The 26,324-nt window shown below is 71.9% G+C and carries 23 protein-coding genes; 14 read left to right on the top strand and 9 right to left on the bottom strand.

All coding sequences use genetic code 11. The features are described 5' to 3' along the window. Positions 1–56 precede the first annotated feature (56 nt). The 4 genes from ACFWAR_RS14325 to ACFWAR_RS14310 all read right to left on the bottom strand — a co-directional run bounded on the left by ACFWAR_RS14325 (position 57) and on the right by ACFWAR_RS14310 (position 4,024). Positions 57–1,466, bottom strand: a complete 1,410-nt coding sequence (locus ACFWAR_RS14325; protein WP_385776698.1) for a sensor histidine kinase — start codon at positions 1,464–1,466, stop codon at positions 57–59. Then, positions 1,463–2,158, bottom strand: a complete 696-nt coding sequence (locus ACFWAR_RS14320; protein ID WP_385776696.1) for a response regulator transcription factor — start codon at positions 2,156–2,158, stop codon at positions 1,463–1,465. Before ACFWAR_RS14320 ends, ACFWAR_RS14325 begins: the two co-directional genes overlap by 4 nt. A gap of 33 nt (positions 2,159–2,191) precedes the next feature. Further along, positions 2,192–3,004: a PepSY domain-containing protein gene (locus ACFWAR_RS14315; protein ID WP_385776694.1), complete on the bottom strand. Its 813-nt coding sequence runs from the start codon at positions 3,002–3,004 to the stop codon at positions 2,192–2,194. Between the two features lie 138 nt (positions 3,005–3,142). Beyond that, complete coding sequence (locus ACFWAR_RS14310) at positions 3,143–4,024, bottom strand: carbohydrate kinase (RefSeq protein ID WP_385776692.1); 882 nt, start codon at positions 4,022–4,024, stop codon at positions 3,143–3,145. Positions 4,025–4,155: 131 nt separating this feature from the next. Between ACFWAR_RS14310 and ACFWAR_RS14305 the strand changes: the two genes are divergently transcribed. Further along, positions 4,156–4,590 carry a Rieske (2Fe-2S) protein gene (locus ACFWAR_RS14305; protein WP_385776689.1) on the top strand — a complete coding sequence of 145 codons (435 nt, stop codon included), beginning with the start codon at positions 4,156–4,158 and terminating at the stop codon, positions 4,588–4,590. 54 nt (positions 4,591–4,644) lie between these two features. Here the strand turns inward: ACFWAR_RS14305 and ACFWAR_RS14300 are convergent, their stop codons facing one another. After that, complete coding sequence (locus ACFWAR_RS14300; RefSeq protein ID WP_385776708.1) at positions 4,645–5,544, bottom strand: hypothetical protein; 900 nt, start codon at positions 5,542–5,544, stop codon at positions 4,645–4,647. 329 nt (positions 5,545–5,873) lie between these two features. On the opposite strand from ACFWAR_RS14300, the gene ACFWAR_RS14295 reads away from it, so the two are divergent. The 13 genes from ACFWAR_RS14295 to pgi all read left to right on the top strand — a co-directional run bounded on the left by ACFWAR_RS14295 (position 5,874) and on the right by pgi (position 21,634). Further along, positions 5,874–6,467, top strand: a complete 594-nt coding sequence (locus tag ACFWAR_RS14295) for a papain-like cysteine protease family protein (RefSeq protein WP_385776687.1) — start codon at positions 5,874–5,876, stop codon at positions 6,465–6,467. Positions 6,468–6,472: 5 nt separating this feature from the next. After that, positions 6,473–7,303: a hypothetical protein gene (locus tag ACFWAR_RS14290; RefSeq protein ID WP_385776706.1), complete on the top strand. Its 831-nt coding sequence runs from the start codon at positions 6,473–6,475 to the stop codon at positions 7,301–7,303. Positions 7,304–7,388: 85 nt separating this feature from the next. Then, positions 7,389–9,467, top strand: coding sequence for an excinuclease ABC subunit UvrC (gene uvrC, locus ACFWAR_RS14285; protein WP_385776684.1), 2,079 nt, complete (start codon positions 7,389–7,391; stop codon positions 9,465–9,467). Beyond that, the gene (gene rapZ / locus ACFWAR_RS14280; protein ID WP_385776683.1) at positions 9,464–10,411 is read left to right on the top strand and encodes an RNase adapter RapZ; all 948 of its coding nucleotides are present in this window, start codon (positions 9,464–9,466) and stop codon (positions 10,409–10,411) included. The genes uvrC and rapZ overlap by 4 nt, the downstream gene beginning before the upstream one ends. Next, positions 10,408–11,478 (top strand): uridine diphosphate-N-acetylglucosamine-binding protein YvcK, encoded by a 1,071-nt coding sequence (yvcK, locus tag ACFWAR_RS14275; RefSeq protein WP_385776682.1) that lies wholly within the window; start codon positions 10,408–10,410, stop codon positions 11,476–11,478. Before rapZ ends, yvcK begins: the two co-directional genes overlap by 4 nt. After that, positions 11,469–12,464: a DNA-binding protein WhiA gene (gene whiA / locus ACFWAR_RS14270; RefSeq protein WP_385776680.1), complete on the top strand. Its 996-nt coding sequence runs from the start codon at positions 11,469–11,471 to the stop codon at positions 12,462–12,464. The genes yvcK and whiA overlap by 10 nt, the downstream gene beginning before the upstream one ends. A gap of 141 nt (positions 12,465–12,605) precedes the next feature. After that, a complete protein-coding gene (locus tag ACFWAR_RS14265) occupies positions 12,606–15,569 on the top strand; it encodes a M14 family zinc carboxypeptidase (RefSeq protein ID WP_385776677.1) in 2,964 nt (987 codons plus the stop codon). A gap of 209 nt (positions 15,570–15,778) precedes the next feature. Then, on the top strand, positions 15,779–16,783 hold the full coding sequence (gene gap, locus ACFWAR_RS14260) for a type I glyceraldehyde-3-phosphate dehydrogenase (RefSeq protein WP_385776675.1): 1,005 nt from the start codon (positions 15,779–15,781) through the stop codon (positions 16,781–16,783). 140 nt (positions 16,784–16,923) lie between these two features. Next, positions 16,924–18,135: a phosphoglycerate kinase gene (locus tag ACFWAR_RS14255; RefSeq protein WP_385776673.1), complete on the top strand. Its 1,212-nt coding sequence runs from the start codon at positions 16,924–16,926 to the stop codon at positions 18,133–18,135. Positions 18,136–18,141: 6 nt separating this feature from the next. Then, the gene (tpiA, locus tag ACFWAR_RS14250; protein WP_385776671.1) at positions 18,142–18,918 is read left to right on the top strand and encodes a triose-phosphate isomerase; all 777 of its coding nucleotides are present in this window, start codon (positions 18,142–18,144) and stop codon (positions 18,916–18,918) included. Positions 18,919–19,037: 119 nt separating this feature from the next. Further along, positions 19,038–19,277, top strand: coding sequence for a preprotein translocase subunit SecG (gene secG, locus ACFWAR_RS14245; protein WP_385776669.1), 240 nt, complete (start codon positions 19,038–19,040; stop codon positions 19,275–19,277). Positions 19,278–19,456: 179 nt separating this feature from the next. After that, entirely contained in the window at positions 19,457–19,792 is a 336-nt protein-coding gene (locus ACFWAR_RS14240) for an RNA polymerase-binding protein RbpA (protein ID WP_008741068.1), read from the top strand. 189 nt (positions 19,793–19,981) lie between these two features. After that, positions 19,982–21,634 (top strand): glucose-6-phosphate isomerase, encoded by a 1,653-nt coding sequence (gene pgi / locus ACFWAR_RS14235; RefSeq protein ID WP_385776704.1) that lies wholly within the window; start codon positions 19,982–19,984, stop codon positions 21,632–21,634. A gap of 84 nt (positions 21,635–21,718) precedes the next feature. On the opposite strand, the gene pgl is transcribed toward pgi, so the two are convergent. The 4 genes from pgl to tal form a co-directional block, all read right to left on the bottom strand. Further along, positions 21,719–22,501, bottom strand: a complete 783-nt coding sequence (gene pgl / locus ACFWAR_RS14230; protein ID WP_385776667.1) for a 6-phosphogluconolactonase — start codon at positions 22,499–22,501, stop codon at positions 21,719–21,721. 115 nt (positions 22,502–22,616) lie between these two features. Beyond that, complete coding sequence (opcA, locus tag ACFWAR_RS14225) at positions 22,617–23,669, bottom strand: glucose-6-phosphate dehydrogenase assembly protein OpcA (protein ID WP_385776665.1); 1,053 nt, start codon at positions 23,667–23,669, stop codon at positions 22,617–22,619. Next, positions 23,666–25,198 carry a glucose-6-phosphate dehydrogenase gene (zwf, locus tag ACFWAR_RS14220; RefSeq protein WP_354382306.1) on the bottom strand — a complete coding sequence of 511 codons (1,533 nt, stop codon included), beginning with the start codon at positions 25,196–25,198 and terminating at the stop codon, positions 23,666–23,668. Before zwf ends, opcA begins: the two co-directional genes overlap by 4 nt. Before the next feature lie 2 nt (positions 25,199–25,200). Then, positions 25,201–26,319, bottom strand: a complete 1,119-nt coding sequence (gene tal / locus ACFWAR_RS14215; protein WP_385776663.1) for a transaldolase — start codon at positions 26,317–26,319, stop codon at positions 25,201–25,203. Positions 26,320–26,324: the final 5 nt, after the last annotated feature.

Here is a 26,324-nt window from a genome sequence, read left to right as displayed (position 1 = left end):
GGACACCGGCGGCAGCTGCCGCCGGTGTCCCCACCCGGTTCACGCAGGAAGGGCGATCACCGCGGCGCGGGCATCGCGGATTCGACCGGAAGGCGCAGGACGAAGCGACCTCCCGGACCCGTTCCGGCGCCCAGCGTTCCGCCGTGCGCCACCGCGAGGTCGCGGGCGATCGCGAGGCCCAGGCCGGTCCCTCCCGCGTCCCGACTGCGCGAGGCGTCCAGCCGGGTGAAGCGGGTGAAGATGCGTTCCCGGTCCGCCTCCGGAACTCCGGATCCGTCGTCGTGCACCTCGACGACGGCCGAGCCCGCGCCCCCGCCCGCGGCGCAAGCGGAGACGGAGACCGTGATTCCCGTCCGGGCGTGCCGCTGCGCATTGTCGAGCAGGTTGTCCAGGATCCGGGCCAGCTGGCCCCGGTTGCCCAGTACCACCGCCCCCGGCGCGCGCTCCAGCGCCACCGGTACCCGCCCCTCGCCCCGCCGCGCCAGGACCAGCTCGGCCAGTGCGCCCAGGTCGAGTGCCGTTCGCTCCGGTTGGCGGCCCGCGTCCAGCCCGGCGAGCAGCAGCAGGTCGTCCGCCAACTGCTGGACCCGGACCACGTCGTCCAACAGTTCCTGACCGCGCAGCAGCCCGGGGTGCGCGAGGCCCACCTCCACGTGGGCGCGCAGGGCGGCGATGGGATTGCGCAGCTCGTGCGAGGCGTCGGCGACGAACCGCCGCTGACGGTCCATGGACTCCTCCAGCCGGTCCAGGGTGTCGTTCATGGTCAGCGACAGTCGGGCCACCTCGTCGCGCGAGGCGGGCACCGGCACCCGGCGCCCGAGGTCCCGCGCGGTGATCTCGGCGACCTCGGCCCGGATCGCCTCCACGGGGCGCAGCGCCCGGCCGGTGGAGCGCCAGGTGACCGCCGCGACCAGCAGGAGCAGCAGCGGGATCCCCGGCGCCATGGCGGTCAGGATCAGCCGCTGGGTGTACTCGGCGGTCGCGAGACTGGTGCCCGCGTAGACCGTGACCGGCCCCCCGTCGATCCCGGTCGCCCGGACGGCGACCACGCGGAAGGGCTGCTGGCCGGGCCGGGGGTGCAGGGCGAGGCGCAGGCCGCGGGCCGCCGAGCGGTGGTCCGGGGCCGGTGCGAAGGAGGCGACGGGCCCGCGGCCCGCGAGGTTCTCGCTGGCGGCGAGTACCCGGCCGTCGTCGGTGACCACCTGGAGCAGGCTGTCCTCCCCGTCGGGGATCGCGAGCCGCTCGACGAGCCGCCCCTCGCCGGTGACCGAGCCGACCGCCTCGGCCCGGGCCAGCGCGGTCCGCTCGGCCGAGCCGACCAGTCCGTGGTGGATCACCCCGAGCAGCCCGGCGGATCCGGCGAGCAGGGCCACCGCGACCACGGCGACGGCCCCGGCGGTGGTCTTGACGCGGACCGAGGCGCGCGGGAACAGGGGCGGCCGCCACGGGACGGCCGGTCCCCTCACGCGCCACCGCCGTGCGTGGGCACCAGCCGGTAGCCGATGCCGCGCGCGGTGTGCAGCAGCCGTTCCCCGGTGGCCGGGGCCGGATCGAGCTTGCGGCGCAGGCTGCTCACGTGCACCTCGACCACGTTGGGGTCGCTGTCGGAGGGCAGGTCCCACACCTCCTCCAGCAGCGCGCCCTTGGACACCGTGACCCCGGGCCGCCGGGCCAGTGCGGCGAGCAGGTCGAACTCCCGGGCCGTCAGTTGGATCTCCGCCCCGGCGCGGGTGCAGCGCTTGCCCTCCGGTTCGAGCACGAGGTCCCCGGTCTCGATGGTGGCGGTGCGGGCCCGCCCGCCGCGCCGCAGCAGGGCGCGCAACCGGGCCTGGAGCACCAGGTAGGAGAACGGCTTGGTGAGGTAGTCGTCGGCCCCGGTGTCCAGGCCCTCGGCCTCGTCGTACTCGGAGTCCTTCGCGGTCAGCATCAGGATCGGCGTCCACAACCCGGCGGCCCGGACGGTCGCGCACAGCCGGTGTCCGTCGAGGCCCGGCAGCATGACGTCGAGCACGATCGCGTCGTACTCCTCGGAGAGGGCCAGGCGCAGTCCCTCGTTGCCGTCGTGGGCCACGTCCACCCGGAGCCCCTCCGCCTCGAACCCGCGGCGCAGGACGGAGGCCAGGGAGATTTCGTCCTCGACGATGAGAATGCTGCTCATCATCCGAATCTTACCCATTAGTCCGTTAGGTGATCAGCGCGGGAGGTGCTCGCTCCAGTCGTAGTGGTCGCGGCCGAAGTCGCGGGAACGCTCGCGGACGTCTTCCTGGGCGGGTCGGTCCGTCTCCTCGCGCCGCGCGTCCGCGGTCCGTTCACCGGAACCCTCCCCGGCGGTGCCCGTGGTCGTCCGCCGTTCGTGCCGGGCGACCGCGCCGCTCTTGGCGTCGATGTCGATCGCGTGCCGGGCGGCGCCGTCGGCGACCTCGATCCGCCACAGGGGAGCGGCCTCGCTGCCCTGGATGGACAGCTCGGAGACGAAGCCGGCGCCGGCCGCGCTCAGCGCGGTCGCGGCGGCCGACTCCCGGTCCACGTCGGCCGCGGCCAGCTTGGCGAGCGGAATCTGCAGGTACGGGCGGGCCCGGTCGGGCATCCGGTCGGCGCGGCCGCCCAGCAGGGCGCCGGTGGTCGCGTCCACCTTGACGTCGTGCGCGCGCGGCTCGGCTGTCAGCACGTCGACCTTCCAGACCCGGCTGCCGTTGTCGTCCTCCAGACGGATTCCGGTGACCTTGCCGTCGGCCACGGACCGCTCGGCCGTCGCGGTCGCCTGGGCCCGGGAGGCCTTGGGGCCGCCCCGTTCCTGCGGTGCCTCCGGGGGCTGCGGGGCCCGGGCGGTCGCGCCGGCCTCCTGGGCCCGCGGGGTCGCCGCGGCCGGGTCGGCCGCGGCCCGAGCCTTGTCGACGCCGGCGCCGGCCCCCTGCCCGCAGGCGGTGAGGGCCAGGGTCAGGGCCCCGGCCGCGAGGCCGCCGGCCATCAGGCGGCGGGCGCGGATCGGCGTACGGCTGTTCATGGGGTCCTCCGGATGACTGGCTGGTGAGGGCTCCAGCCTCGGAGGTCGGCCTGAACCGTCCCTGAAGAATCCTGAAGGCCCCTTCAGGGATCCGCGTTCCTCGTCCACCGGGTCGGGCAGGGCCCGCCGTCCGGGGCGCTATTCGCCGAGCTCGGCGGCTAGCGGTGGCTCCGCGCCCGGGCGGGTGCAGGTCAGGGCGGCCGCGTGGGCGGCGTACGCCAGCACCTCGGGCCAGTCCACGGCCGCACCGTTCGGCGCGTTCACCAAGCGGTGCAGGAGCGCCGCGTTCACGGTGTCGCCCGCGCCGATCGTGTCCACCACGGAGACCCGGCGCGCGGGCACCGTGAACCGTTCCCCCCGCCGGGTCCACACCGCGAGCCCCGCCGCGCCCCGGGTCAGCACCACCGCCGACGGCCCCGCCGCCAGCCATTCCTCGGGGCGGCCGCCCAGCCAGGCCGCGTCCTCCTCGGAGAGCTTGAGGACGCCGACGCACGGCAGCCAGGACAGGAAACGGGCCCGGTAGGCGGCCGGGTCCGCGATCAACGCCGGGCGGATGTTGGGGTCGAGCAGGGTCAGCAGCCCGCGCGCCGACTCCCGGCGCAGCAGCGCCTCGTAGGCGCTCGCCCCCGGCTCCAGTACGAGCGAGCAGGTGCCCAGCGCCAGCGCCCGCGTCCCCGGCGCGAGCGCGTCGGGCAGGGCGAAGAGCCGGTCGGCGGTCCCCTCGACGTAGAACCCGTAGGCGGCGGATCCGTCCGGAGCCAGCGAGGGCACGGCCAGCGTGGTCGGCTCCGGGCCGCGCTGGACCAGGGACAGGTCCACCCCGGCCGCCCGCAGCCCGGCGAGCAGCGTCGCGCCGAAGCCGTCCGTCGACACCCGCGAACAGAAGGCCGCCCGGCCGCCGAGCCGACCCAGCGCCAGCGCCGTGTTGTACGGGCCCCCGCCCGCCCGGGGCACCAGCGCGCCCGGTGGCCCGGCCACGGGTACCAGGTCGATCAGGGCTTCTCCAGCGACGACGATCACGCGGGGGAAGCTACCCCATCGGGCGGCGGTACCGGGCGGCGGTATCGTCGGGTGGGCCGCCGGGAGCGCCCCGTCCGCCCCGGCCGGACCACCGGTGTCCATCCGTACCGTCGTACCGCCAGGAGAGCCTCATGTCCGCGCCGCAGTCAGCCGCCGCCCGCCGCACCGTGCTCAAGGGCGCCGCCGCCCTCGCCGGGTCCGCCGGGGCCGTCGTCGCGCTCGGCGCCTGCTCGCCCGGGACCAACAGCGGCGGCGACACCCCCGCGACCCCCACCGCGCCGGTGGACCTGGGCGCCGCGGCCGACGTGCCGGTGGGCGGGTCCAAGCTCTACCGCAAGGAGAAGCTCCTCGTGCACTGCCCGGCGCAGGGCCAGTACACGGCGTTCAGCGCCCAGTGCACCCACGCGGGCTGCGTCCTGGACAAGATCGTGGAGGGGCACGGCAACTGCCCCTGCCACGGCAGCCGGTTCGACGCGGCCACCGGCAAGGTCGTGCAGGGCCCGGCGACCGACCCGCTGCCGGCCGTGCCCGTCCGCGCCGAGGGCGGCAAGCTCATCGCGGGCTGACCACTGCCCACTGACCACTGACCACTGCCCGTCCGCGCCCGGGCGTGCGCCGTCTCAGTCCCACTCCCAGCCGATCCCCAGGATGCCGCGCCGGACCCCTTGTTCCACCAGGTGGACGGCGCGGTGGCCGCCGCTCGGGGTCAGTTGCGACAGCTCGCTGCGCGGGGCGGCCGGGCCCGACTGGCGAAAGCGCCGGCAGCTCACGGGCAGGGCGGCGGCGTCGAAGCGGACCTGGAGCACGTACTGCCCGCCCGCGTAGGTGAACCCCCGGACGTACTCGCTGCTGCGGCCGCCGGTGCCGTCCTCGAAGCCGTAGCCGAAGACGTGGGTGTCGCCGGCGCGCAGCCGGGCGTCGAAGAGCAGCTCGGCCACCACCAGGCCCGCCTCCGGGTCCCGCCGGATCCGCCCGGTCCGGCAGTTCTCGTGGGCCAGCACCCGCACGGCGGCCGGATCGCAGCCCGGGTCGCCGTGGTGGATGGCGAGGTAGCGGTCGACGCCGTCCCGGTGGGCCCGTACGACCTGCTGCGAGTCCCGGCCGAGCAGCTCGCGGCGGGGACCGACGCGGACCCGTTCGTGATGGCCGAGGGTGTGCAGCCCGCCGTCCGCCGGGAGCTCCATGCCCGCCAGTAACTCCTCGACGGCCGTGCCCGCGCTGGCCAGCGTCCGGTACGGCCGCGAAGGCGGCCGGGCGGCGTCGGCGCCCTCGCGGGCGCCGTTCAGGAGCCGCAGGAGCGTGCCCGCCGGCAGTTCCAGGATCTGTTCCAGGGCCCGCACCGCGCGCAGCGACTCGGCGCGCCGCGGCCGCCGGGCGCCCTGCTGCCAGTAACTGAGGCTGGTGACACCCACCTTGATGCCACGGGCGGCCAGCCGGTGCTGGATCCGGTGCAGGGGCAGGCCGCGGGCGGCGAGCGCGGCGCGCAGCGCGAGGTGGAAGGGGCCGGCGCGCAACAGCAGCGCGAACTCCTCCGGGTCGCGGCCGTCGGGGGCGGCGCGCGAGGTGCCGGGCGGGCCGCCCACGGCGCCGTACCCGCTGCTCCGCACGGTCGGCAACACGGCGACTCCTTTGTGAACGTTCACGCGCGATGGGGCGGGAGACCGCGCCGGTGGCGTCCGGGGTCCAGGTGACGGGACGGCGGCCGTTCACACCCTGGTCGCCTCATTCACATTGCAATGTCACCGCGTATTGAAGCGTGTTGACCTGATCGCGACAACAGCCCGATGCTCCTCCACAGCGTCCGGACGCGCTCCTCCACCCCCACTCTCCCCACTTCGGGAGGAACGCGATGCGCAACAGAAACCGGCGGCTTTCCCTGGCCGCCCTCCTCACCGCCTTCCTGTTCGCGCTGCCCACCGGCACGGCAACCGCCGCCGACGCCGGGGCGGGCAGCGCGACGCTCGCCGCCAAGCGCCTGAACATCACCATGCAGGCGCAGCAGAAGACCAACTGGTGCTGGGCCGCCAGCGGCAACACCATCGCCACCTGGTTCGGCCGCACCTACAGCCAGAACCAGTTCTGCAACGCGGCCTTCAACCGCCAGCAGGGCTACGACTGCCCCAACAGCCAGGCCAGCCTCGACAACGTCCAGACCGCCCTGAACTGGGCCGGGATCAACTCCGGTTCCTACGTCAGCGGCTGGCTGCGCTACCCCACCGTCCAGAGCGAGATCAACGCGGGCCGTCCCATCGAGACCCGCATCCAGTGGGCCAACGGCGGCGGCCACATGCACGTCATCTACGGCTACGACACCGCCAGCAGCTGGGTCTACTGGGGCGACCCCTGGCCCTCCAGCGACCGCTACAACTGGGCCTCCCACGCCTGGTACGTCGACAACAGCACCTTCTCCTGGACCCACTCGCTCTACCGGATAGGGGCGTGAGCGCCATGAACCGACGCGCCTGCGCCCTGATCACCGGCGCCCTCGCCGCCACCGTGCTGAGCCTGGCCCCGCAGGCCTCGGCCACCCCCGTCCCGCAACCCCAGTCCGCCACCGCCGAGACCAGGGAGGCCGCCCACCGGGCCGCCGCCGCACCCGAGACCCTGGCCACCCTCTCCCGGTTCTTCTCCCGCGAGGGCAAGGTCTCGCTGACCGCGGCCCGACCCCGCATCGAGGGCGACGCGATCCCCGTCAGCTACCTCTCCCCGGACTTCGTGGCGGGCAAGGCGGGCGCCCCCGTCGCCCGGCTGGAGTTCCTCGCCAGCAGGGCGGTGGCCTCCGACGGCCAGCAGGCCGCCCTGTGGACCGCCAGGACCGACGCGGGCTGGCAGGTGGTGAACATCGCCACCGGCGACGACGAGTTCCGCTACGCGCAACTGGGAGCCGCCAAACTCCCCGGCGGGACCGTCTTCCGCGAACCGCAGATCGACGCCTGGTACGTCGCCGGGGGCGACGAGGTCCTGCCCCTGGACGAGGACGCCACCCGGGCCGTCGGCGCGCGGGGCACCACGCTGGCCGCCTACCGCCAGCGCGTCACCACGGCGTACGGGGACAAACTCCCCGGCTCCGCCTACGCCAAGGGCGGCAAGGCGGGCGGCTTCGCCCCCACGGAAGCCGACACCGCGCGGACCGCCACCGTGCGGGCCGCCTCCGCGCCCGCTGCCGCCGCACCCGACGCCCTGCCCCTGGTGGGCGGCGCCGCGGCGGGCGCGCTCGTCCTCGCGACCGCCGGCGCACTGACCGTGCGCCGCTCCCGCCGCCGGGCGGTGCGGGTGTAGCCGCCCGGAGGGGGCCCGGCCGTCAGCCAGACGGTCGGGCCCCGCGGCGCGTCCGGTTGTCACACCCCGCAAGTAGGCTGATGCCATGGCCGACCCTTCCAGCTACCGCCCCAGACCGGGACAGATCCCCGACTCCCCGGGGGTCTACAAATTCCGCGACGAGCACCACCGGGTGATCTACGTCGGGAAGGCCAAGAGCCTGCGCCAGCGCCTGGCCAACTACTTCCAGGACGTGGCGGGCCTGCACCCGCGCACCGCCACCATGGTGACCACGGCCGCCTCCGTCGAGTGGACGGTGGTCTCCACCGAGGTCGAGGCGCTCCAGCTGGAGTACTCCTGGATCAAGGAGTTCGACCCCCGGTTCAACGTCAAGTACCGGGACGACAAGAGCTACCCCTCGCTCGCCGTCACCCTGAACGAGCAGTACCCCCGGGTCCAGGTCATGCGCGGCCCGAAGAAGAAGGGCGTGCGCTACTTCGGTCCGTACGGCCACGCCTGGGCCATCCGCGAGACCGTCGACCTGATGCTGCGGGTCTTCCCCGTACGCACCTGCTCCGCCGGGGTGTTCAAGCGCTCCGCCCAGATCGGCCGCCCCTGCCTGCTCGGCTACATCGGCAAGTGCTCCGCGCCCTGCGTCGGCCGGGTCACCCCCGAGGAGCACCGCGAACTGGCGGAGGACTTCTGCGACTTCATGGCCGGGCGCACCGGCACCTACCTCACCCGCCTCGAAGCCGAGATGCACGAGGCCGCCGAGGAGATGGAGTACGAGAAGGCCGCCCGGCTCCGGGACGACATCGGGGCGCTGCGCCGCGCCATGGAGAAGAACGCGGTGGTCCTCGCCGACGCCACCGACGCGGACCTGATCGCGGTCGCCGAGGACGAGCTGGAGGCCGCCGTCCAGATCTTCCACGTCCGCGGCGGGCGGGTGCGCGGCCAGCGCGGCTGGATCACCGACAAGGTCGAGGCCGTCGACACGGCCGGCCTGGTCGAGCACGCCCTCCAGCAGCTGTACGGGGAGGAGCGGGGCGAGGCCGTGCCCAAGGAGGTGCTGGTCCCGGCCCTGCCCGAGGACGCGCCCGCCGTGGCCGAGTGGCTCGGCGGCCGCCGCGGGTCCCAGGTCAGCCTGCGCATCCCGCAGCGGGGCGACAAGAAGTCCCTCATGGAGACCGTCCACCGCAACGCCCAGCAGTCCCTGGCCCTGCACAAGACCAAGCGCGCCGGAGACCTGACCACCCGCTCCCGGGCCCTGGAGGAGATCGCCGAGGCGCTGGAGCTGGACACCGCGCCGCTGCGCATCGAGTGCTTCGACATCTCGCACCTCCAGGGCGACGACGTGGTGGCCTCCATGGTGGTCTTCGAGGACGGCCTGCCCCGCAAGAGCGAGTACCGCCGCTTCGAGATCAAGGGCTTCGAGGGGCAGGACGACGTCCGCTCCATGCACGAGGTGGTCTCCCGCCGCTTCCGGCGCTACCTGCGCGAGAAGCTCAGGACGGGGGAGTGGTCGCCTTCCGAGGACGCGGGTGTCGCCGAGGGCGCGAACCTCGATGAGGGCGCCGAGCACGTCGAGGCCGCGGTCGGCGGCGAGGTCCCGGCCGTGGTCGAGGACGACGGACGCCCCAGACGTTTCGCCTACCCGCCCCAGCTCGTTGTGGTGGACGGCGGTCAACCGCAGGTCGCCGCCGCCCAGCGGGCCCTGGCCGAGCTGGGCATCGACGACGTGGCCGTGTGCGGACTCGCCAAGCGACTGGAGGAGGTCTGGCTGCCCGGCGAGAGCGACCCGGTGGTGCTGCCCCGCACCAGCGAGGGCCTCTACCTGCTCCAGCGGGTCCGTGACGAAGCCCACCGCTTCGCCATCCAGTACCAGCGCGGCAAGCGGGCCAAGCGGCTGAAATCCGGACCGCTGGACGACGTGCCCGGCCTGGGCGAGAGCCGCAGGCTGGCGCTGATCAAGCACTTCGGTTCGGTGAAAAAGCTGAGACAGGCGACAATCGACCAGATCTGCGAGGTCCCGGGCATAGGCCGCAAGACGGCCGAGACCGTGGCCGCGGCCCTCGCCCAGGCGGCTCCCGCCGCTCCGGCCGTCAACACGGCCACAGGAGAGATCATTGAGGACGAGGCCCCCGCGCCCGCGGGAGCATCGCCCGAACGGGGGAGCGAGCAATGACCGAGCACGAAACAGAGCGCGACCGAGACGGAGCACAGGTGAGTACGGGCACGACAGTGGAGCCCGGAGATACCGCCGAGGCGGCCATCCCCGAGCTGGTGATCATCTCCGGCATGTCCGGAGCCGGCCGCAGTACGGCGGCCAAGTGCCTGGAGGACCTGGGCTGGTTCGTCGTCGACAACCTGCCCCCGGCGCTGATCCCCACCATGGTGGAGCTGGGCGCCCGTTCCCAGGGCAACGTGGCGCGCATCGCCGTCGTCGTCGACGTCCGCGGCCGGCAGTTCTTCGACGCGCTGCGCGAGTCGCTCTCCGACCTCGAAGCCCGCGGGGTGACCCGGCGCATCGTCTTCCTGGAGTCCTCCGACGACGCGCTGGTGCGCCGCTTCGAGTCGGTCCGCCGCCCGCACCCGCTCCAGGGCGACGGCCGGATCGTCGACGGCATCGCCGCCGAGCGCGACCTGCTGCGCGAGCTGCGCGGTGACGCCGACCTCGTCATCGACACCTCCAGCCTGAACGTGCACGAGCTGCGCGCCAAGATGGACGCCCAGTTCGCGGGCGACGAGGAGCCCGAGCTGCGGGCAACCGTCATGTCCTTCGGCTACAAGTACGGCCTGCCCGTCGACGCCGACCTCGTCGTGGACTGCCGCTTCATCCCGAACCCGCACTGGGTCCCGGAGCTGCGCCCCTTCACCGGGCTCAACGAGGAGGTCTCGGGCTACGTCTTCAGCCAGCCCGGCGCCAAGGAGTTCCTCGATCGCTACACGGAGCTGCTCCAGCTCATCGCCACCGGCTACCGCCGCGAGGGCAAGCGGTACGTGACCATCGCGGTCGGCTGCACCGGCGGCAAGCACCGCAGCGTGGCGATGTCCGAGAAGCTCGCCGCCCGCCTCGCCTCCGAGGGAGTCGAGACCGTCGTCGTACACAGGGACATGGGGCGCGAGTGACCGGACGGAGCCTGCGGCTGCGCCGCCTGCGGCGGCTGACGGCGGGCCGGGGCGACAACGGCGCCCCGGCCGCCGAGCTGCGCCGCGGCGTCGCGCCCGAGGCGGTGGCGCCCAAGGTCGTCGCCCTCGGCGGCGGCATGGGCCTGTCGGCCTCGCTCGCCGCGCTGCGCCGGATCACCGGCGACCTCACGGCCGTGGTCACCGTCGCCGACGACGGGGGCTCCAGCGGTCGGCTGCGCGAGGAGCTGGGCGTCCTGCCCCCCGGCGACCTGCGCAAGGCGCTGGCCGCGCTGTGCGGTGACGACGACTGGGGCCAGACCTGGGCCCGGGTCATCCAGCACCGCTTCGAATCCCGGGGCGACCTGCACGGGCACGCCGTCGGCAACCTGCTGATCGTCGCCCTGTGGGAGAAGCTCGGCGACCCGGTGCAGGCCCTGGACCTGGTCGGCAAGCTGCTCGGCGCGCACGGCCGGGTGCTGCCGATGTCCGCGGTGCCGCTGGAGCTGCAGGCGCTGGTGCGCGGCCACGACCCGGCCCGGCCGGACGACGTGGACACCGTCCGCGGGCAGGCCACGGTGGCGCTGACGCCGGGCGAGGTGCAGTCCGTACAGCTGGTGCCGAACGACCCCCCGGCGGTGCCGGAGGCGGTCGCCGCGGTACTGGACGCGGACTGGGTGGTGCTCGGCCCGGGCTCCTGGTTCTCCTCGGTGATTCCGCACCTGCTGGTGCCGGAACTGCTCGACGCGCTGGTCGAGACGAAGGCCCGGCGGGTGCTCTCGCTGAACCTCGCGCCGCAACCCGGCGAAACAGAGGGCTTCTCTCCGCAGCGTCATTTGGAGGTTTTGGCCCGACACGCCCCTAAACTCGCCCTGGACGTGGTGCTGGCCGACGAGGCCGCCGTGCCCGATCGCGAGTCCCTCGCCGATGCCGCAAAACGCTTCGGTGCCGCGGTCGAGCTGGCGCCGGTGGCCAGGCCCGACGGGGCTCCGAAGCACGATCCGGAGCTGTTGGCCGCCGCGTACGACCGTATTTTTCGGATGCATGGAAGGATCGGCCCATGGCGATGACGCCCGCGGTGAAGGATGAGATCGCCCGGCTGCCCGTCACCCGAACCTGCTGCCGGAAGGCGGAGGTCTCGGCCATTCTGCGGTTCGCGGGTGGGTTGCACCTGGTGAGCGGCCGCATCGTCATCGAGGCGGAGCTGGACGCGGGGATCGCGGCCCGGCGGCTGCGCAAGGACATCCTGGAGATCTTCGGCCACTCCTCGGACCTGGTGATCATGGCCCCCGGCGGGCTGCGCCGCGGCAACCGGTACGTCGTCCGGGTCGTCGCGGGCGGTGACCAGCTCGCGCGCCAGACCGGCCTCGTGGACGGCCGCGGCCGCCCGATCCGGGGTCTTCCCCCGCAGGTGGTCTCCGGGGCCACCTGCGACGCGGAGGCGGCCTGGCGCGGTGCCTTCCTGGCCCACGGCTCGCTCACCGAACCGGGCAGGTCCTCCTCCCTGGAGGTCACCTGCCCCGGTCCGGAGGCCGCCCTGGCCCTGGTGGGCGCCGCCCGCAGGCTCTCCATCGCGGCCAAGGCGCGCGAGGTGCGCGGGGTGGACCGGGTGGTGGTCCGCGACGGCGACGCGATCGGCGCCCTGCTGACCCGTCTCGGCGCCCACGATTCGGTGCTGGCCTGGGAGGAGCGCCGGATGCGGCGCGAGGTCCGCGCCACCGCCAACCGGCTCGCCAACTTCGACGACGCCAACCTGCGCCGCTCGGCCCGGGCCGCGGTGGCCGCGGGGGCCCGCGTCCAGCGCGCCCTGGAGATCCTCGCCGACGAGGTGCCCGAGCACCTGGCGGCGGCCGGCCGGCTGCGCATGGAGCACAAGCAGGCCTCCCTGGAGGAGCTGGGCGCGCTCGCCGACCCGCCGCTGACCAAGGACGCGGTCGCGGGCCGGATCCGGCGCCTGCTGGCCATGGCCGACAAGCGGGCCCAGGACCTGGGCATCCCCGGCACCGAGTCGAACATCACCGAGGCCGAGGAGCTGGCCGACAACCTGGTCGGCTGACCGGTCCGTCCGCTCTCGTCCGAAAGGGGCCCGTACGCATCGCGTACGGGCCCCTTTCGGCATTTCCCATTGACATGGGCATGGGGGGTCGTGAGCCTGTCGTGCGAACGCTTTCGTGGCAGACGACGCCCAGGGGGGCACATGAGGCACCGCGCGAGATCGATCCTCGCCGCTAGCGCACTCGTCTTCGGTTCACTCGCCGCCTTACCGGTGACCGCACAGGCCCAGAACGGACCGGCCGCGGGACCCGCCGCCGACGAGGTCAGGGTCTACGACGCCGACATCACCAAGGAGCAGGTCCCGCTCGTCCTCGCCGCCGGCCAGGACGCCCACGAGCTGACCGAGCAGGCGCCGGAGCACGGCACCGCCAAGGTCGAACTGTTCCTCACCACCGTGCAGGCCGAGAAGCTCGGCGCCCAGGGCGTCAAGCTCGCCGAACGCAAGGTCCCGGCCAATGCCGCCGCGCGCGCCAAGGCGGCGGGCGACGGGGTCTTCCGCCCCTACAGCGGCAAGGGCGGCCTCCAGGAGGAGATCGTCAAGACCGGCCAGGGCAATCCGGGCCTCACCAAGGTCGTCTCCATCGGCAAGACCGTCCAGGGCAAGGACATCCTCGCCCTCAAGATCAGCAAGAACGCCCGGCAGGCGAAGGACGGCTCCAAGCCCTCGGTCCTGTACATGTCCAACCAGCACGCCCGCGAGTGGATCACCCCCGAGATGACCCGGCGGCTGATGCACTACTACCTGGACAACTACGGCAAGGACCAGCGCGTCACCCAGCTGGTCGACTCCAGCGAGATGTGGTTCGTCCTCTCCGCCAACCCGGACGGCTACGACTACACCCACACCCCCGAGGGCGACCGGCTGTGGCGCAAGAACATGCGCGACAACAACGGCGACGGCAAGACCACCGCCGCCGACGGCGTCGACCTCAACCGCAACTTCGCCTACAAGTGGGGCTACGACAACGAGGGTTCCTCGGACGACCCCTCGAACCAGACCTACCGCGGCCCCAAGGCTGCGTCCGAGCCCGAGACCAGGGCCCTGGACTCCTTCGAGAAGCGGATCGGCTTCAAGTACGCCGTCAACTACCACTCCGCCGCCGAGCTGCTGCTCTACGGCGTGGGCTGGCAGGTCGCCACCCCGACCCCCGACGACGTGGCCTACAAGGCGCTCGCCGGCACCCCGGAGCACTCCGCGATCCCCGGCTACTACCCGCAGGTCTCCTCGGAGCTGTACACGACCAACGGCGAGGCGGACGGCCACGCGGCCAACGTCAACGGCGTCATGATGTTCACGCCGGAGATGACCACCTGCCAGACCGCCTCCGACAGCGACCCGAACGACCAGTGGAAGTCCGAGGACTGCGCCTCGGGATTCAACTTCCCGGACGACGAGAAGCTCATCCAGGCGGAGTTCCTGAAGAACGTCCCCTTCGCGCTCTCGGTCGCCCAGTCCGCCGCGCACCCGGACAAGCCGGTCTCGTCGGTGGGCCTGAGCGCCGCCGACTTCACGACCGACCCCTTCACCACCTCCTACGCGGCCCGCGGTGAGGACCAGAAGGTCTCCGTCACCGCCCGCAAGGCGTTGAAGGACAAGGAACTCAACTACCGGATCAACGGCGGCCGCGTCCACGACGAGGACCTCAAGGCCTGGAAGGGCGGCGAGAGCTACGGCGGCGACGACAACAACTGGTTCGACGAGTACCGCGCCTCCGTGGAGGGCGCCAGGCCCGGCGACAAGGTCGAGGTCTGGTTCACCGGCCGCGACGGCGCCAAGCAGGTCTCCAGCGAGCACTTCACCTACTCCGTGGCCGAGCGGCCGCGCGCGGACGTCCTGGTGATCGCGGAGGAAGGGGCCAAGGCCCAGCACGCGCAGAAGTACGTCGACGCGCTGCGCGCCAACGGGCGCTCGGCGGCCGTCTGGGACGTCGCCGCGCAGGGCGCCCCGCACCACCTCGGGGTGCTCTCGCACTTCGGCACGGCCGTCCACTACACGGGCGCCCAGGCCCCCGGCGGGGACACGCAGCTGGCGGTCCGCGACTTCCTCAACGAGGGCGGCAAGCTGATCGAGGCCGGCGAGCTGGCGGGCGGCAACGCCAAGGTCGGCCGAGCCGTCACCGACGACTTCAGCCAGTACTACCTCGGCGCCTACGACCGCAGCAGCGGCAGCGGCGCCACCGGCTTCGCCGGCGCGGGCGCGCTCGGCGGGGTCAAGGGCGCGCTCGGCGACGCGCCGGGCACCCCCGGCAACCCGCTCGACAAGCCCGGCGCCTACAGCGTCACCTCCGACGCGCTGCCCGCCGCGCAGTACCCGCAGTTCAAGAGCGCCCAGGCGGGCCGGTACGACGGCATCGTCAACCCGTACGCCCCCTACGCCGGGTCCTGGATGGCCTCGGCGGTCCACAACGACAACGACTGGAAGCGCCTGGTCCGCACGATCGACCTGACCGGGGTCACCGCGGCGGACAGGCCCCAGCTCAAGATGGCCCTCAACTGGGACACCGAGCCGGGCTACGACCACGCCGTCCTGGAGGCCCACACCACGGGCGCCGAGGACTGGACCACCCTGCCGGAGGCGAACGGCCAGACCGGCGCCGCGGTCCCGGCGGAGTGCGGGGGCGGCTTCTTCATCAACGAGCACCCCTTCCTGCGCCGCTACCTCACCCTCGGTGCGGGCGGCTGCACCGCGCAGGGCAGCAGCGGCGCCTGGAACAGCTTCACCGGGTCCTCCGGCGGCTGGAAGCAGGTCTCCTTCGACCTGAGCGCCTACGCGGGCAGGACCGTCGAGGTCTCGCTCTCCTCCATCACCGACCCGGGCTCCGGCGGCCGCGGGGTCTTCGCGGACGAGGCGCGCCTGTCGGTGGGCGGCGCCGACCAGGCGGCCGAGGGCTTCGAGACCTCGCTCGGGGTCTGGACCGCCCAGGGCGCACCTGCCGGAAGTCCCGAAGTTCCGGGAGATTGGTCCCGCTCCGGCGAGCTGTTCAAGTCCTACGCCGCTGTCACTACGCGTGACACCGTGCTCCTCGGCTTCGGCCTGGAGCACCTGCCGGCCGCGAAGGACCGAGCGGTACTCGTCGGTAAGGCCCTCCGCTCGCTGAACCACTGACCTGCGCCCCCTTCCGCGCTCACGCAGCGTGAGGGGGGCGAAAGTCCCCGTCGGCCCGTACCGGAGCGCGTGGTACGGGCCGCCGGGGCGTGTCAGGCCCCTGTCGATGTCACCCCGAAGCTCACGGAGAGGTAGGGTCATAAGCGGTCGGGGACATCCCATACAGCTCGCCGGCGGACAGGCCGGCGCACCAACGAGGAGATCGGTTCGTGACGATCCGCGTAGGCATCAATGGTTTTGGCCGAATTGGCCGTAACTACTTCCGGGCGCTCCTGGAGCAGGGAGCGGACATCGAGATCGTCGGTGTCAACGACCTGACTGACAACGCGACCCTGGTGCACCTGCTCAAGTACGACACCATCCTGGGCCGCCTCAAGCACGAGGTCTCCCACACGGCCGACACCATCACGGTCGGCGGCAACACCTTCAAGACCTTCGCCGAGCGCGACCCCGCGAACCTCCCCTGGGGCGAGCTGGGCGCCGACATCGTCATCGAGTCGACCGGCATCTTCACGAAGAAGGCCGACGCCGCCAAGCACATCGCGGCCGGCGCGAAGAAGGTCCTCATCTCGGCTCCGGCCAAGGACGAGGACATCACGATCGTGATGGGCGTCAACCAGGAGAAGTACGACGCGGCCAACCACCACGTCATCTCCAACGCCTCCTGCACCACCAACTGCGTGGCGCCGATGGCCAAGGTTCTCCTGGAGAACTTCGGCATCGTCAAGGGCATGATGACCACGGTGCACGCGTACACGAACGACCAGCGCATCCTGGACTTCCCGCACTCGGACCTGCGCCGCGCCCGCGCCGCCGCCGAGAACATCATCCCGACCACCACCGGTGCCGCCAAGGCCACCGCGCTGGTGATCCCGGAGCTGGCGGGCAAGCTCGACGGCATCGCGATGCGCGTCCCGGTTCCCACCGGTTCCGTGACCGACCTCGTCATCGAGCTCGAGCGCGAGACCACCAAGGAAGAGGTCAACGCCGCCTTCCTGAAGGCCTCCCAGGGCCAGCTGAAGGGCATCCTCGACTACACCGAGGACGCGATCGTCTCCTCCGACATCGTGAACTGGCCGTTCTCCTGCACCTTCGACTCCTCCCTGACCATGGTCCAGGGCAAGAGCGTCAAGGTCATCGGCTGGTACGACAACGAGTGGGGCTACTCCAACCGTCTCGTCGACCTCACCGTCTTCGTCGGCGGCCAGCTCTAATCTTCAGGGCAGGCACCGCGATGTGAAGCATCAGGGCTCGGGCAGCGCGATGAAGCGCTGTGCGGGCCCTGTTGTTTGCCTCGTACCTCTCGCTCCGCACAGGCGAATGCCATGTATGGGGATAAGGAGTAGAAATACACATGAAGACGATCGACGAACTTCTCGCCGAGGGCGTCTCCGGCAAGCGGGTCTTCGTCCGCGCCGACCTGAACGTGCCGCTCGCCGGCACGACCATCACGGACGACGGCCGCATCCGCGCCGTCCAGCCGACGATCGCGAAGCTCGCCGCGGCCGGCGCCCGCGTCATCGTCGCGTCCCACCTGGGTCGCCCCAAGGGCGCCCCGGACCCGGCCTTCTCGCTGGCTCCCGCCGCCGCCCGGCTCGGTGAGCTGCTCGGCCAGGACGTCGCCTTCGCCACCGACACCGTCGGTGCCTCCGCCAAGGAGACGGTCGCCGCCCTCACCGACGGCCAGGTCGCCGTCATCGAGAACCTGCGCTTCAACGCCGGTGAGACCGCCAAGGACGACGCCGAGCGCGGCGCCTTCGCGGACCAGCTCGCCGAGTTGGCCGACGTCTACGTCGGCGACGGCTTCGGCGCGGTCCACCGCAAGCACGCCTCGGTCTTCGACCTGCCCGCGCGCCTCCCGCACGCGGCCGGTTACCTGATCGCCACCGAGGTCGGCGTCCTGAAGAAGCTGACCTCGGACGTCAAGCGTCCGTACACGGTCATCCTCGGCGGCGCCAAGGTCTCCGACAAGCTCGCCGTCATCGACGAGCTGCTCGGCAAGGCCGACCGCCTGCTGATCGGCGGCGGCATGGCCTACACCTTCCTCAAGGCGCAGGGCCACGAGGTCGGCATCTCCCTCCTCCAGGCGGACCAGATCCCGACGGTGCTCGAGTACATGGAGCGCGCGAAGAAGAACGGCGTCGAGCTGGTCCTGCCCGTGGACGTGCTCGTCTCCAAGGACTTCCCCGACCTCAAGACCAAGGCCCCGGCCGACTTCGAGGTCGTCGACGCGGACAAGATCCCCGCGGACAAGGAGGGCCTGGACATCGGCCCCAAGAGCCGCGAGCTGTTCGCGTCGAAGATCGTCGACGCCGAGACCGTCTTCTGGAACGGTCCGGTCGGCGTCGCCGAGCACCCCGACTACGCGGGCGGCACCACCGCCGTCGCGCAGGCGCTGCTCGACAGCAAGGGCTTCACCGTGGTCGGCGGTGGCGACTCCGCCGCCGCCGTCCGCAACCTGGGCTTCGACGAGACGAAGTTCGGCCACATCTCGACCGGTGGCGGCGCGTCCCTCGAATACCTCGAGGGCAAGACGCTCCCCGGCATCGCCGCTCTGGAGGTCTGACCCCGCATGACCACGCGCACCCCTCTCATGGCCGGCAACTGGAAGATGAACCTCAACCACCTCGAGGCCATCGCGCACACCCAGAAGCTCGCCTTCGCGCTCGCCGACAAGGACTACGACGCGGTCGAGGTGGCGGTCCTGCCGCCCTTCGTCGACCTGCGTTCGGTCCAGACCCTGGTCGACGGCGACAAGCTGAAGATCAAGTACGGCGCCCAGGACATCTCGGCGCACGAGTCCGGCGCGTACACCGGCGAGATCTCCGGCGCGATGCTGTCGAAGCTGAAGTGCACCTTCGTGGCCGTCGGTCACAGCGAGCGCCGCCAGTACCACGGCGAGACCGACGAGCTCTGCAACGCCAAGGTCAAGGCCGCCTACGCGAACGGGATCACCCCGATCCTGTGCGTCGGCGAGGGCCTGGACGTCCGCAAGGCCGGCGACCAGGTCGCCTACACCCTGGCGCAGCTCGACGGCGGTCTCAAGGACCTGCCGGCCGAGCAGGCCGAGTCCATCGTGATCGCGTACGAGCCGGTCTGGGCCATCGGCACCGGCGAGGTCGCCACCCCGGACGACGCGCAGGAGGTCTGCGGGGCGATCCGCACCCGCCTCGCGGAGCTGTACTCGCAGGAGCTGGCCGACAAGGTCCGCATCCAGTACGGCGGCTCGGTCAAGTCCGGCAACATCGCCGCGATCATGGCGCAGCCCGACGTCGACGGCGCCCTCATCGGCGGCGCGGCGCTGGACGCCGACGAGTTCGTCAAGATCGTCCGCTTCCGCGACCAGTGAGTATGCGGTAGGACGGATCCGTCGTACCCTTGCGGGGGCCAGCAGGCTGAACCAACAGCCGCTGGCCCCCGCCGGGGTTCCACAGCACGCCAGGGAAAGCCAGAAAGTAGGAATCAGCCGTGATTATGGGGTTCTCGATCGCCCTGATCGTCTTCAGCCTGCTGCTGATGCTCCTGGTGCTGATGCACAAGGGCAAGGGCGGCGGCCTCTCCGACATGTTCGGAGGCGGCATGCAGTCGTCCGTCGGTGGTTCCTCGGTCGCCGAGCGCAACCTCGACCGCATCACCATGGTGATCGGCCTGCTCTGGTTCGCGAGCATCGTCGCGCTCGGTCTGTTGATGAAGTCGAGCGGTAACTGAGCGATCCGGCCATTTCGGCGGTCCGGCAGGTCCCGCCCGATCTATCATGAGGTCCGCGTCAGTGGTCCGGAAGTAGTAACTCCGGTCACTGGACGCGCGTTGGGCCTTACGTAGACTGGGGCGCCCGCAGCGGAATTCCATTCACGCTTCGCGGCACCATCACGCAGGGAGTTACGACCGTGGCAAGTGGCAACGCGATCCGTGGAAGTCGGGTCGGAGCGGGGCCGATGGGCGAGGCCGAGCGCGGCGAGTCCGCGCCCCGCCTGCGCATCTCCTTCTGGTGCTCGAACGGGCACGAGACGCAGCCCAGCTTCGCCAGCGACGCACAGGTGCCGGACACCTGGGACTGCCCGCGCTGCGGGTTCCCAGCGGGCCAGGACCGGGACAGCCCTCCGGCGCCCCCGCGCACCGAGCCGTACAAGACGCACCTGGCGTACGTACGGGAGCGGCGCACGGACGCGGACGGCGAGGCGATCCTCGCCGAAGCCCTCGCCAAGCTCCGCGGCGAGATCTGAGCGGCGCGCACCCACGGCGGTGACACGCGACCGGTGACACCTGACCGGCCACACACGACTTCGGGCCCGGCCCGCGGAAGAGCTTCTTCCGCGGGCCGGGTCTCTTTGTGTGCGTTGTCCGGCTTCTGATCCCTTAGGTTGGAGTACGGCGGGGCACAACAGGACGGAAGAAGTGGGTTGATGTCCGAGATGAACGCAGACGGACGTACGAGGCTCAACCGGACGCCGGAGTGGCTCGCACTCGGCAAGCACCGGGAAGAGCTGGGGCAGACGCATCTGCGGGAGCTGTTCGAAGCCGACCCGGGCCGGGGCACCGGGTACACCGTGCGGGCCGGCGACCTGCACATCGACTACTCGAAGCACCTCGTCACCGACGAGACCCTCGGGCTGCTGCGCGAGCTGGCGGCCGCGACGGGCGTCGAGGAGCTGCGCGAGCGGATGTTCCGCGGCGAGAAGATCAACACGACCGAGGACCGCGCGGTCCTGCACACCGCGCTGCGCGCCGCGCCGGACGACGTCGTCGAGGTCGACGGCGAGAACGTCGTGCCCGCCGTCCACGCCGTGCTCGCGAAGATGGGCGGCTTCGCCGACCGGATCCGCTCGGGGGAGTGGCGCGGCTTCACCGGCGAGCGGATCAAGAACGTCGTCAACATCGGCATCGGCGGCTCCGACCTCGGACCGGCGATGGCCTACGAGGCGCTGCGCGCCTTCACCGACCGCCGGCTGAACCTGCGCTTCGTCTCCAACGTGGACGGCGCCGACCTGCACGAGGCGCTCCAGGGCCTGGACCCGGCCGAGACCCTCTTCATCATCGCCTCGAAGACCTTCACCACCATCGAGACGATCACGAACGCCACGTCGGCGCGGGAATGGCTGCTCGCGGGCCTCGGCGGCGACAAGGCGGCCGTGGCACGGCACTTCGTCGCCCTGTCGACCAACGCCGAGAAGGTCACCGACTTCGGCATCGACCCGGACAACATGTTCGAGTTCTGGGACTGGGTCGGCGGCCGCTACTCCTTCGACTCGGCCATCGGGCTCTCCCTGATGATCGCGATCGGCCCCGGCGCCTTCGGCGAGATGCTCGAAGGCTTCCGGACCATGGACCGGCACTTCCGCACCGCCCCGCCGGAGCAGAACGCCCCCTTCCTGATGGGCCTGTTGGGGATCTGGTACGGCGGCTTCCACGACGCGCAGGCGCACGCGGTGCTCCCCTACAGCCACTACCTCTCCCGGTTCACGGCCTACTTGCAGCAGCTGGACATGGAGTCCAACGGCAAGTCCGTGGACCGCGAGGGCAATCCGGTGGACTGGCAGACCGGCCCCGTCGTGTGGGGCACGCCCGGCACCAACGGGCAGCACGCCTACTACCAGTTGCTCCACCAGGGCACGAAGCTGATCCCGGCGGACTTCATCGGCTTCGCCCGCCCGGTCGCCGAGCTCTCCCCGGCCCTCGCCGCCCAGCACGACCTGCTGATGGCGAACTTCTTCGCGCAGACGCAGGCGCTGGCCTTCGGCAAGACCCCGGACGAGGTCCGCGCGGAGGGCGTCCCCGAGGAGCTGGTCCCGCACAAGACCTTCCTCGGCAACCACCCGACGACCACGATCCTGGCGCGGGACCTGACCCCGTCGGTGCTCGGCCAGCTGATCGCGCTCTACGAGCACAAGGTCTTCGTCCAGGGCGCCGTGTGGAACATCGACTCCTTCGACCAGTGGGGCGTGGAGCTGGGCAAGGTCCTGGCCAAGCGGGTCGAGCCCGCGCTCACCGAGGGCGCCGAGGTGCCCGGCCTGGACGCCTCCACGCGGGCCCTGGTGGCCACGTACCGCGAGCTGCGCGGCCGCTGAGGCCCCACGGGCCCACCACGGCCGTACGGACGCCAGAGCGCCCCGCACCGGAAGGTGCGGGGCGCTCTTCGCGTGCGGGGCGGCTCAGGAGGAGGCCGGGGGGTAGAGCGCCGGCGGCAGCTTCGCGGCGGCCGCGCGGTCCAGCAGCCACAGGGTGCGCGAGCGCCCGTAGGCGGCGGCGGCCGGGGCCTGGACCTCGCCCGCCCCGCCGAGCGCGACGGCCACCGCGCCGGCCTTGTCCTCGCCGGCCGCGAGCAGCCACACCTCGCGGGCGGCCCGGATGGCCGGGAGGGTCAGCGAGATCCGGGTGGGCGGCGGCTTGGGCGCGCCGTTCACGCCGACCACCGTGCGCTCGGTCTCCCGGGCGGCGGGGTGCTCGGGGAAGAGGGACGCCACGTGGGTGTCCGGGCCCACGCCCAGCATCAGCACGTCGAAGCGGGGCACGGGGCCGTGGTCCTCCGGCGCGGAGGCCTTGCGCAGCTCCTCGGCGTAGGCCGCGGCGGCCGCGTCCACGTCCGAGCCGTACGGTCCGTCGGAGGCGGGCATGACGTGCACGCGCGCCGGGTCGACGGGGACGGCGTCCAGCAGGGCGGCGCGGGCCTGGGTGTGGTTGCGCTCGGGGTCGTCACCGGGGACGTAGCGCTCGTCGCCCCACCACAGGTCCAGTCGGGCCCAGTCGATCGCGTCCCGGGCGGGGGCGGCGGCGAGGGCGGCCAGCAGGCCGTTGCCGTTGCGGCCGCCGGTGAGGACGACCGAAGCGCTGCCGCGGGCGGCCTGGGCGTCGACGACCTTCGTGATCAGTCGCGCCGCGGCGGCCTGCGCCATCAGCTCCTTGTCCCGGTGGACGACGACCTGAGGAGTCGTCATGCCCATGATGGTGCCGCCTTCTTGGTCGGTGTCGGGGTGCGTCGGTGGTGCGGGAGAACGACCGCGGCGCCGTACGCGCCCCCGTCGAGGGGGTGCGTACGGCGCCGCGCCGTGCTCACTTGGCCGCGGTCTTCTTCGCCGCGGCCGTCTTGGTCGGCTTGGCCGCGGCGGGCTTCGCCGCCGGGGCCTTCGCCGGGGCTTCGGCCGCGGGCGCGGCGGGCGCCGGAGCGTCCACCGCCCCGGAGGCCAGCCCGGCCACGCCGAACTTCAGCGAGGCCTCGTAGGTGTTGTCCGGGTCCAGCCGGCGGAGCTCCTCCGCCAGCAGCTCGGCCGTGTCGCGGCGCTTGAGCGCCACCGCGCGGTCGGGCTGCCCCGGCATGCACAGGGTGGCCAGCGCCCCGTCCGCCCGGTCCAGGACGATCGCGCCGTCCTTGGTCTCCAGCCGTACGGCCGTCAGGCCCGGCCCGTCGGAGAGGGTGCGGGTGACCGGGACCCCCAGGCGGTCCGCCAGCCACATGGCCAGCAGCTCGCAGCTCGGGTTCTCGTCCTCGCCCTCGACCGTGGCCGACACGATCCGCAGCGCCTGCTGCTGGTCGAGCGCGGCCGCGAGCATCGAACGCCACGGGGTGATCCGGGTCCAGGACAGGTCCGTGTCGCCGGGCGCGTAGGCGGCCGCCCGGGTGGCGAGGGCCCCGATGGGCTCCTCCGACGCGTAGGTGTCCGTGATCCGGCGCTGGCCCAGGGCTCCCAGCGGGTCGCCCGCCAGGTCGGACGGCGCGCCCTGCGGCCACCACACGACCACCGGGGCGTCCGGCAGCAGCAGCGGGAGGACCACCGACTGCGCGTGGTCCACCAGTTCGCCGTGCAGCCGCAGCACAACCGTTTCGCCCGTGCCGGAGTCCGCCCCGACGCGGACTTCCGCGTCGAGTCGGGCATCGCGGCGGCTACGGGCCGATCGGCTGACGCGCTTGATCACGACGACGATCCGCGAGGGGTGCTCGTGGGCCGCGTCGGTGGCCGACTTGAGCGCGTCGTACGCGTTCTCTTCGTCGGTCACGATCACCAGCGTCAACACCATGCCGATGGCGGGCGTGCCGATGTCCCGGCGCGCCTGCACCAACGCGGCGTTGATCTTGCTGGAGGTGGTCTCCGTGAGGTCGATCTTCATGGCCGGCGCCAGCTCCGTCCGTCTCGTGCGAGCATCTCGTCCGCTTCGACCGGTCCCCAGGTGCCCGCGGGGTACTGGGCGGGCTTGCCGTGCTTGTCCCAGTACTCCTCGATCGGGTCGAGGATGTTCCAGGACAGCTCGACCTCCTGGTGGCGCGGGAAGAGGTTCGCGTCGCCGAGGAGGACGTCCAGGATCAGCCGCTCGTACGCCTCCGGGCTCGACTCCGTGAAGGACTCGCCGTAGGCGAAGTCCATCGTGACGTCCCGGACCTCCATGGAGGTGCCCGGAACCTTGGAGCCGAAGCGCACGGTGACGCCCTCGTCCGGCTGGACCCGGATGACCAGGGCGTTCTGCCCCAGCTCCTCGGTCGCGCCCGACTCGAAGGGCAGGTACGGGGCCCGCTTGAAGACCACCGCGATCTCCGTCACCCGGCGGCCCAGGCGCTTGCCCGTCCGCAGGTAGAACGGCACGCCCGCCCAGCGGCGGTTGTTGATCTCCAGGCGGATCGCGGCGTAGGTGTCGGTCTTCGACTTGGGGTCGATGCCGTCCTCTTCGAGGTACCCGACGACCTTCTCGCCACCCTGCCACGCGGCCGAGTACTGCCCGCGCACGGTGTGCTTGCCCAGGTCCTCGGGCAGCTCCACGGCGGTCAGCACCTTGAGCTTCTCCGCCACCAGCGCCTTGGGGTGGAAGGAGCCGGGCTCCTCCATCGCGGTCAGCGCGAGCAGCTGGAGCAGGTGGTTCTGGATGACGTCACGGGCCGCGCCGATGCCGTCGTAGTACCCGGCCCGGCCGCCGATGCCGATGTCCTCGGCCATGGTGATCTGCACGTGGTCGACGTACGACCGGTTCCAGATCGGCTCGAACATCGTGTTCGCGAAGCGGAGCGCCAGGATGTTCTGGACGGTCTCCTTGCCGAGGTAGTGGTCGATCCGGAAGACCTCGTTCGGCGGGAAGACGTCGTGCACCAGCTGGTTGAGCTCCTGGGCACTGGTCAGGTCGTGGCCGAACGGCTTCTCGATGACCGCGCGCCGCCAGGAGCCCTCCTTCTGGTCCGCCAGCCCGTGCTTCTTGAGCTGGGCGACGACCTTGGGGAAGAACTTCGGCGGGACGGACAGGTAGAAGGCGAAGTTGCCGCCCGTGCCCTGCGCCTTGTCCAGCTCCTCGATCGTCGACTTCAGCGTCTCGAACGCCTCGTCGTCGTCGAAGTCGCCCTGGACGAACCGGCAGCCCTGTACCAGCTGCTGCCAGACCTCCTCGCGGAAGGGCGTGCGGGCGTGCTCCTTGACCGCGTCGTGCACCTCCTGGGCGAAATCCTCGTCCTGCCATTCGCGCCGGGCGAAACCGATCAGCGAGAAGCCCGGGGGCAGCAGGCCGCGGTTCGCCAGGTCGTAGACGGCGGGCATCAGCTTCTTGCGCGACAGGTCACCCGTAACGCCGAAAATGACCAGGCCGGACGGCCCCGCGATGCGCGGGAGCCGCCGGTCCTGTGCGTCACGAAGCGGGTTCGCTCCGTTCACAGACAAAATTCTCAGGCCTCCGTGGGGGCGAGGCGCTCGAGCTCCGCCTCGGTGGACTTCAGCAGGTCGTTCCAGGACGCCTCGAACTTCTCGACGCCTTCGTCCTCCAGCAGCTGCACCACATCGTCGTACGAGATGCCCAGCTTCGCGACCGCGTCCAGCTCCGCGCGAGCCTGGTCGTAGGTGCCGCGAATGGTGTCGCCGGCGACCACGCCGTGGTCGGCGGTGGCCTCCAGGGTGGCCTCCGGCATGGTGTTGACGGTGCCGGGGGCGACCAGGTCCACCACGTACAGGGTGTCCTTGTAGGCCGGGTCCTTGACGCCGGTCGAGGCCCACAGCGGACGCTGCTTGTTGGCCTGCGCCTTGTCCAGGGCCGCCCAGCGCTCGCCGGAGAACACTTCTTCGTACGCCTCGTAGGCCAGACGGGCGTTCGCGAGCGCCGCCTTGCCCTTGAGGGCCTTGGCCTCGTCGGTGCCGACGGAGTCCAGGCGCTTGTCGATCTCCGAGTCCACGCGGGACACGAAGAAGGAGGCGACCGAGTGGATCTTGGCGAGGTCCAGGCCCGCGGCCTTCGCCTTCTCCAGACCCGCCAGGTACGCGTCCATGACCTCGCGGTAGCGCTCCAGCGAGAAGATCAGCGTGACGTTGACGCTGATGCCCTTGCCGATGACCTCGGTGATCGCCGGCAGGCCTGCCTTGGTCGCCGGGATCTTGATGAGCGTGTTGGGACGGTCCACCAGCCAGGCGAGCTGCTTGGCCTCGGCGATGGTCGCCGTGGTCTCGTGCGCCAGACGGGGGTCGACCTCGATCGAGACCCGGCCGTCCTGGCCCTCGGTGGAGTCGTAGACGGGGCGCAGGATGTCGGCGGCGTCGCGGACGTCCGCCGTGGTGATCATGCGGATCGCCTCGTCGACGGTGACCTTGCGGGCGGCGAGGTCGGCGAGCTGCTGCTCGTAGCCGTCACCGCTGCTGATCGCCTTCTGGAAGATCGACGGGTTGGTGGTGACACCGACCACGTGGCTCTGGTCGATGAGCTCGGCCAGGTTGCCGGACGTGATGCGCTTGCGGGACAGGTCGTCCAGCCAGATCGCCACGCCCTCGTCGGAGAGGCGCTTGAGTGCGTCTGTCATGGGAA

Origin of the sequence: Streptomyces sp. NPDC059917 (genome assembly GCF_042730635.1) — a bacterium.
GTDB lineage: Bacteria > Actinomycetota > Actinomycetes > Streptomycetales > Streptomycetaceae > Streptomyces.
This window is presented reverse-complemented; position numbering and strand designations above follow the sequence as displayed.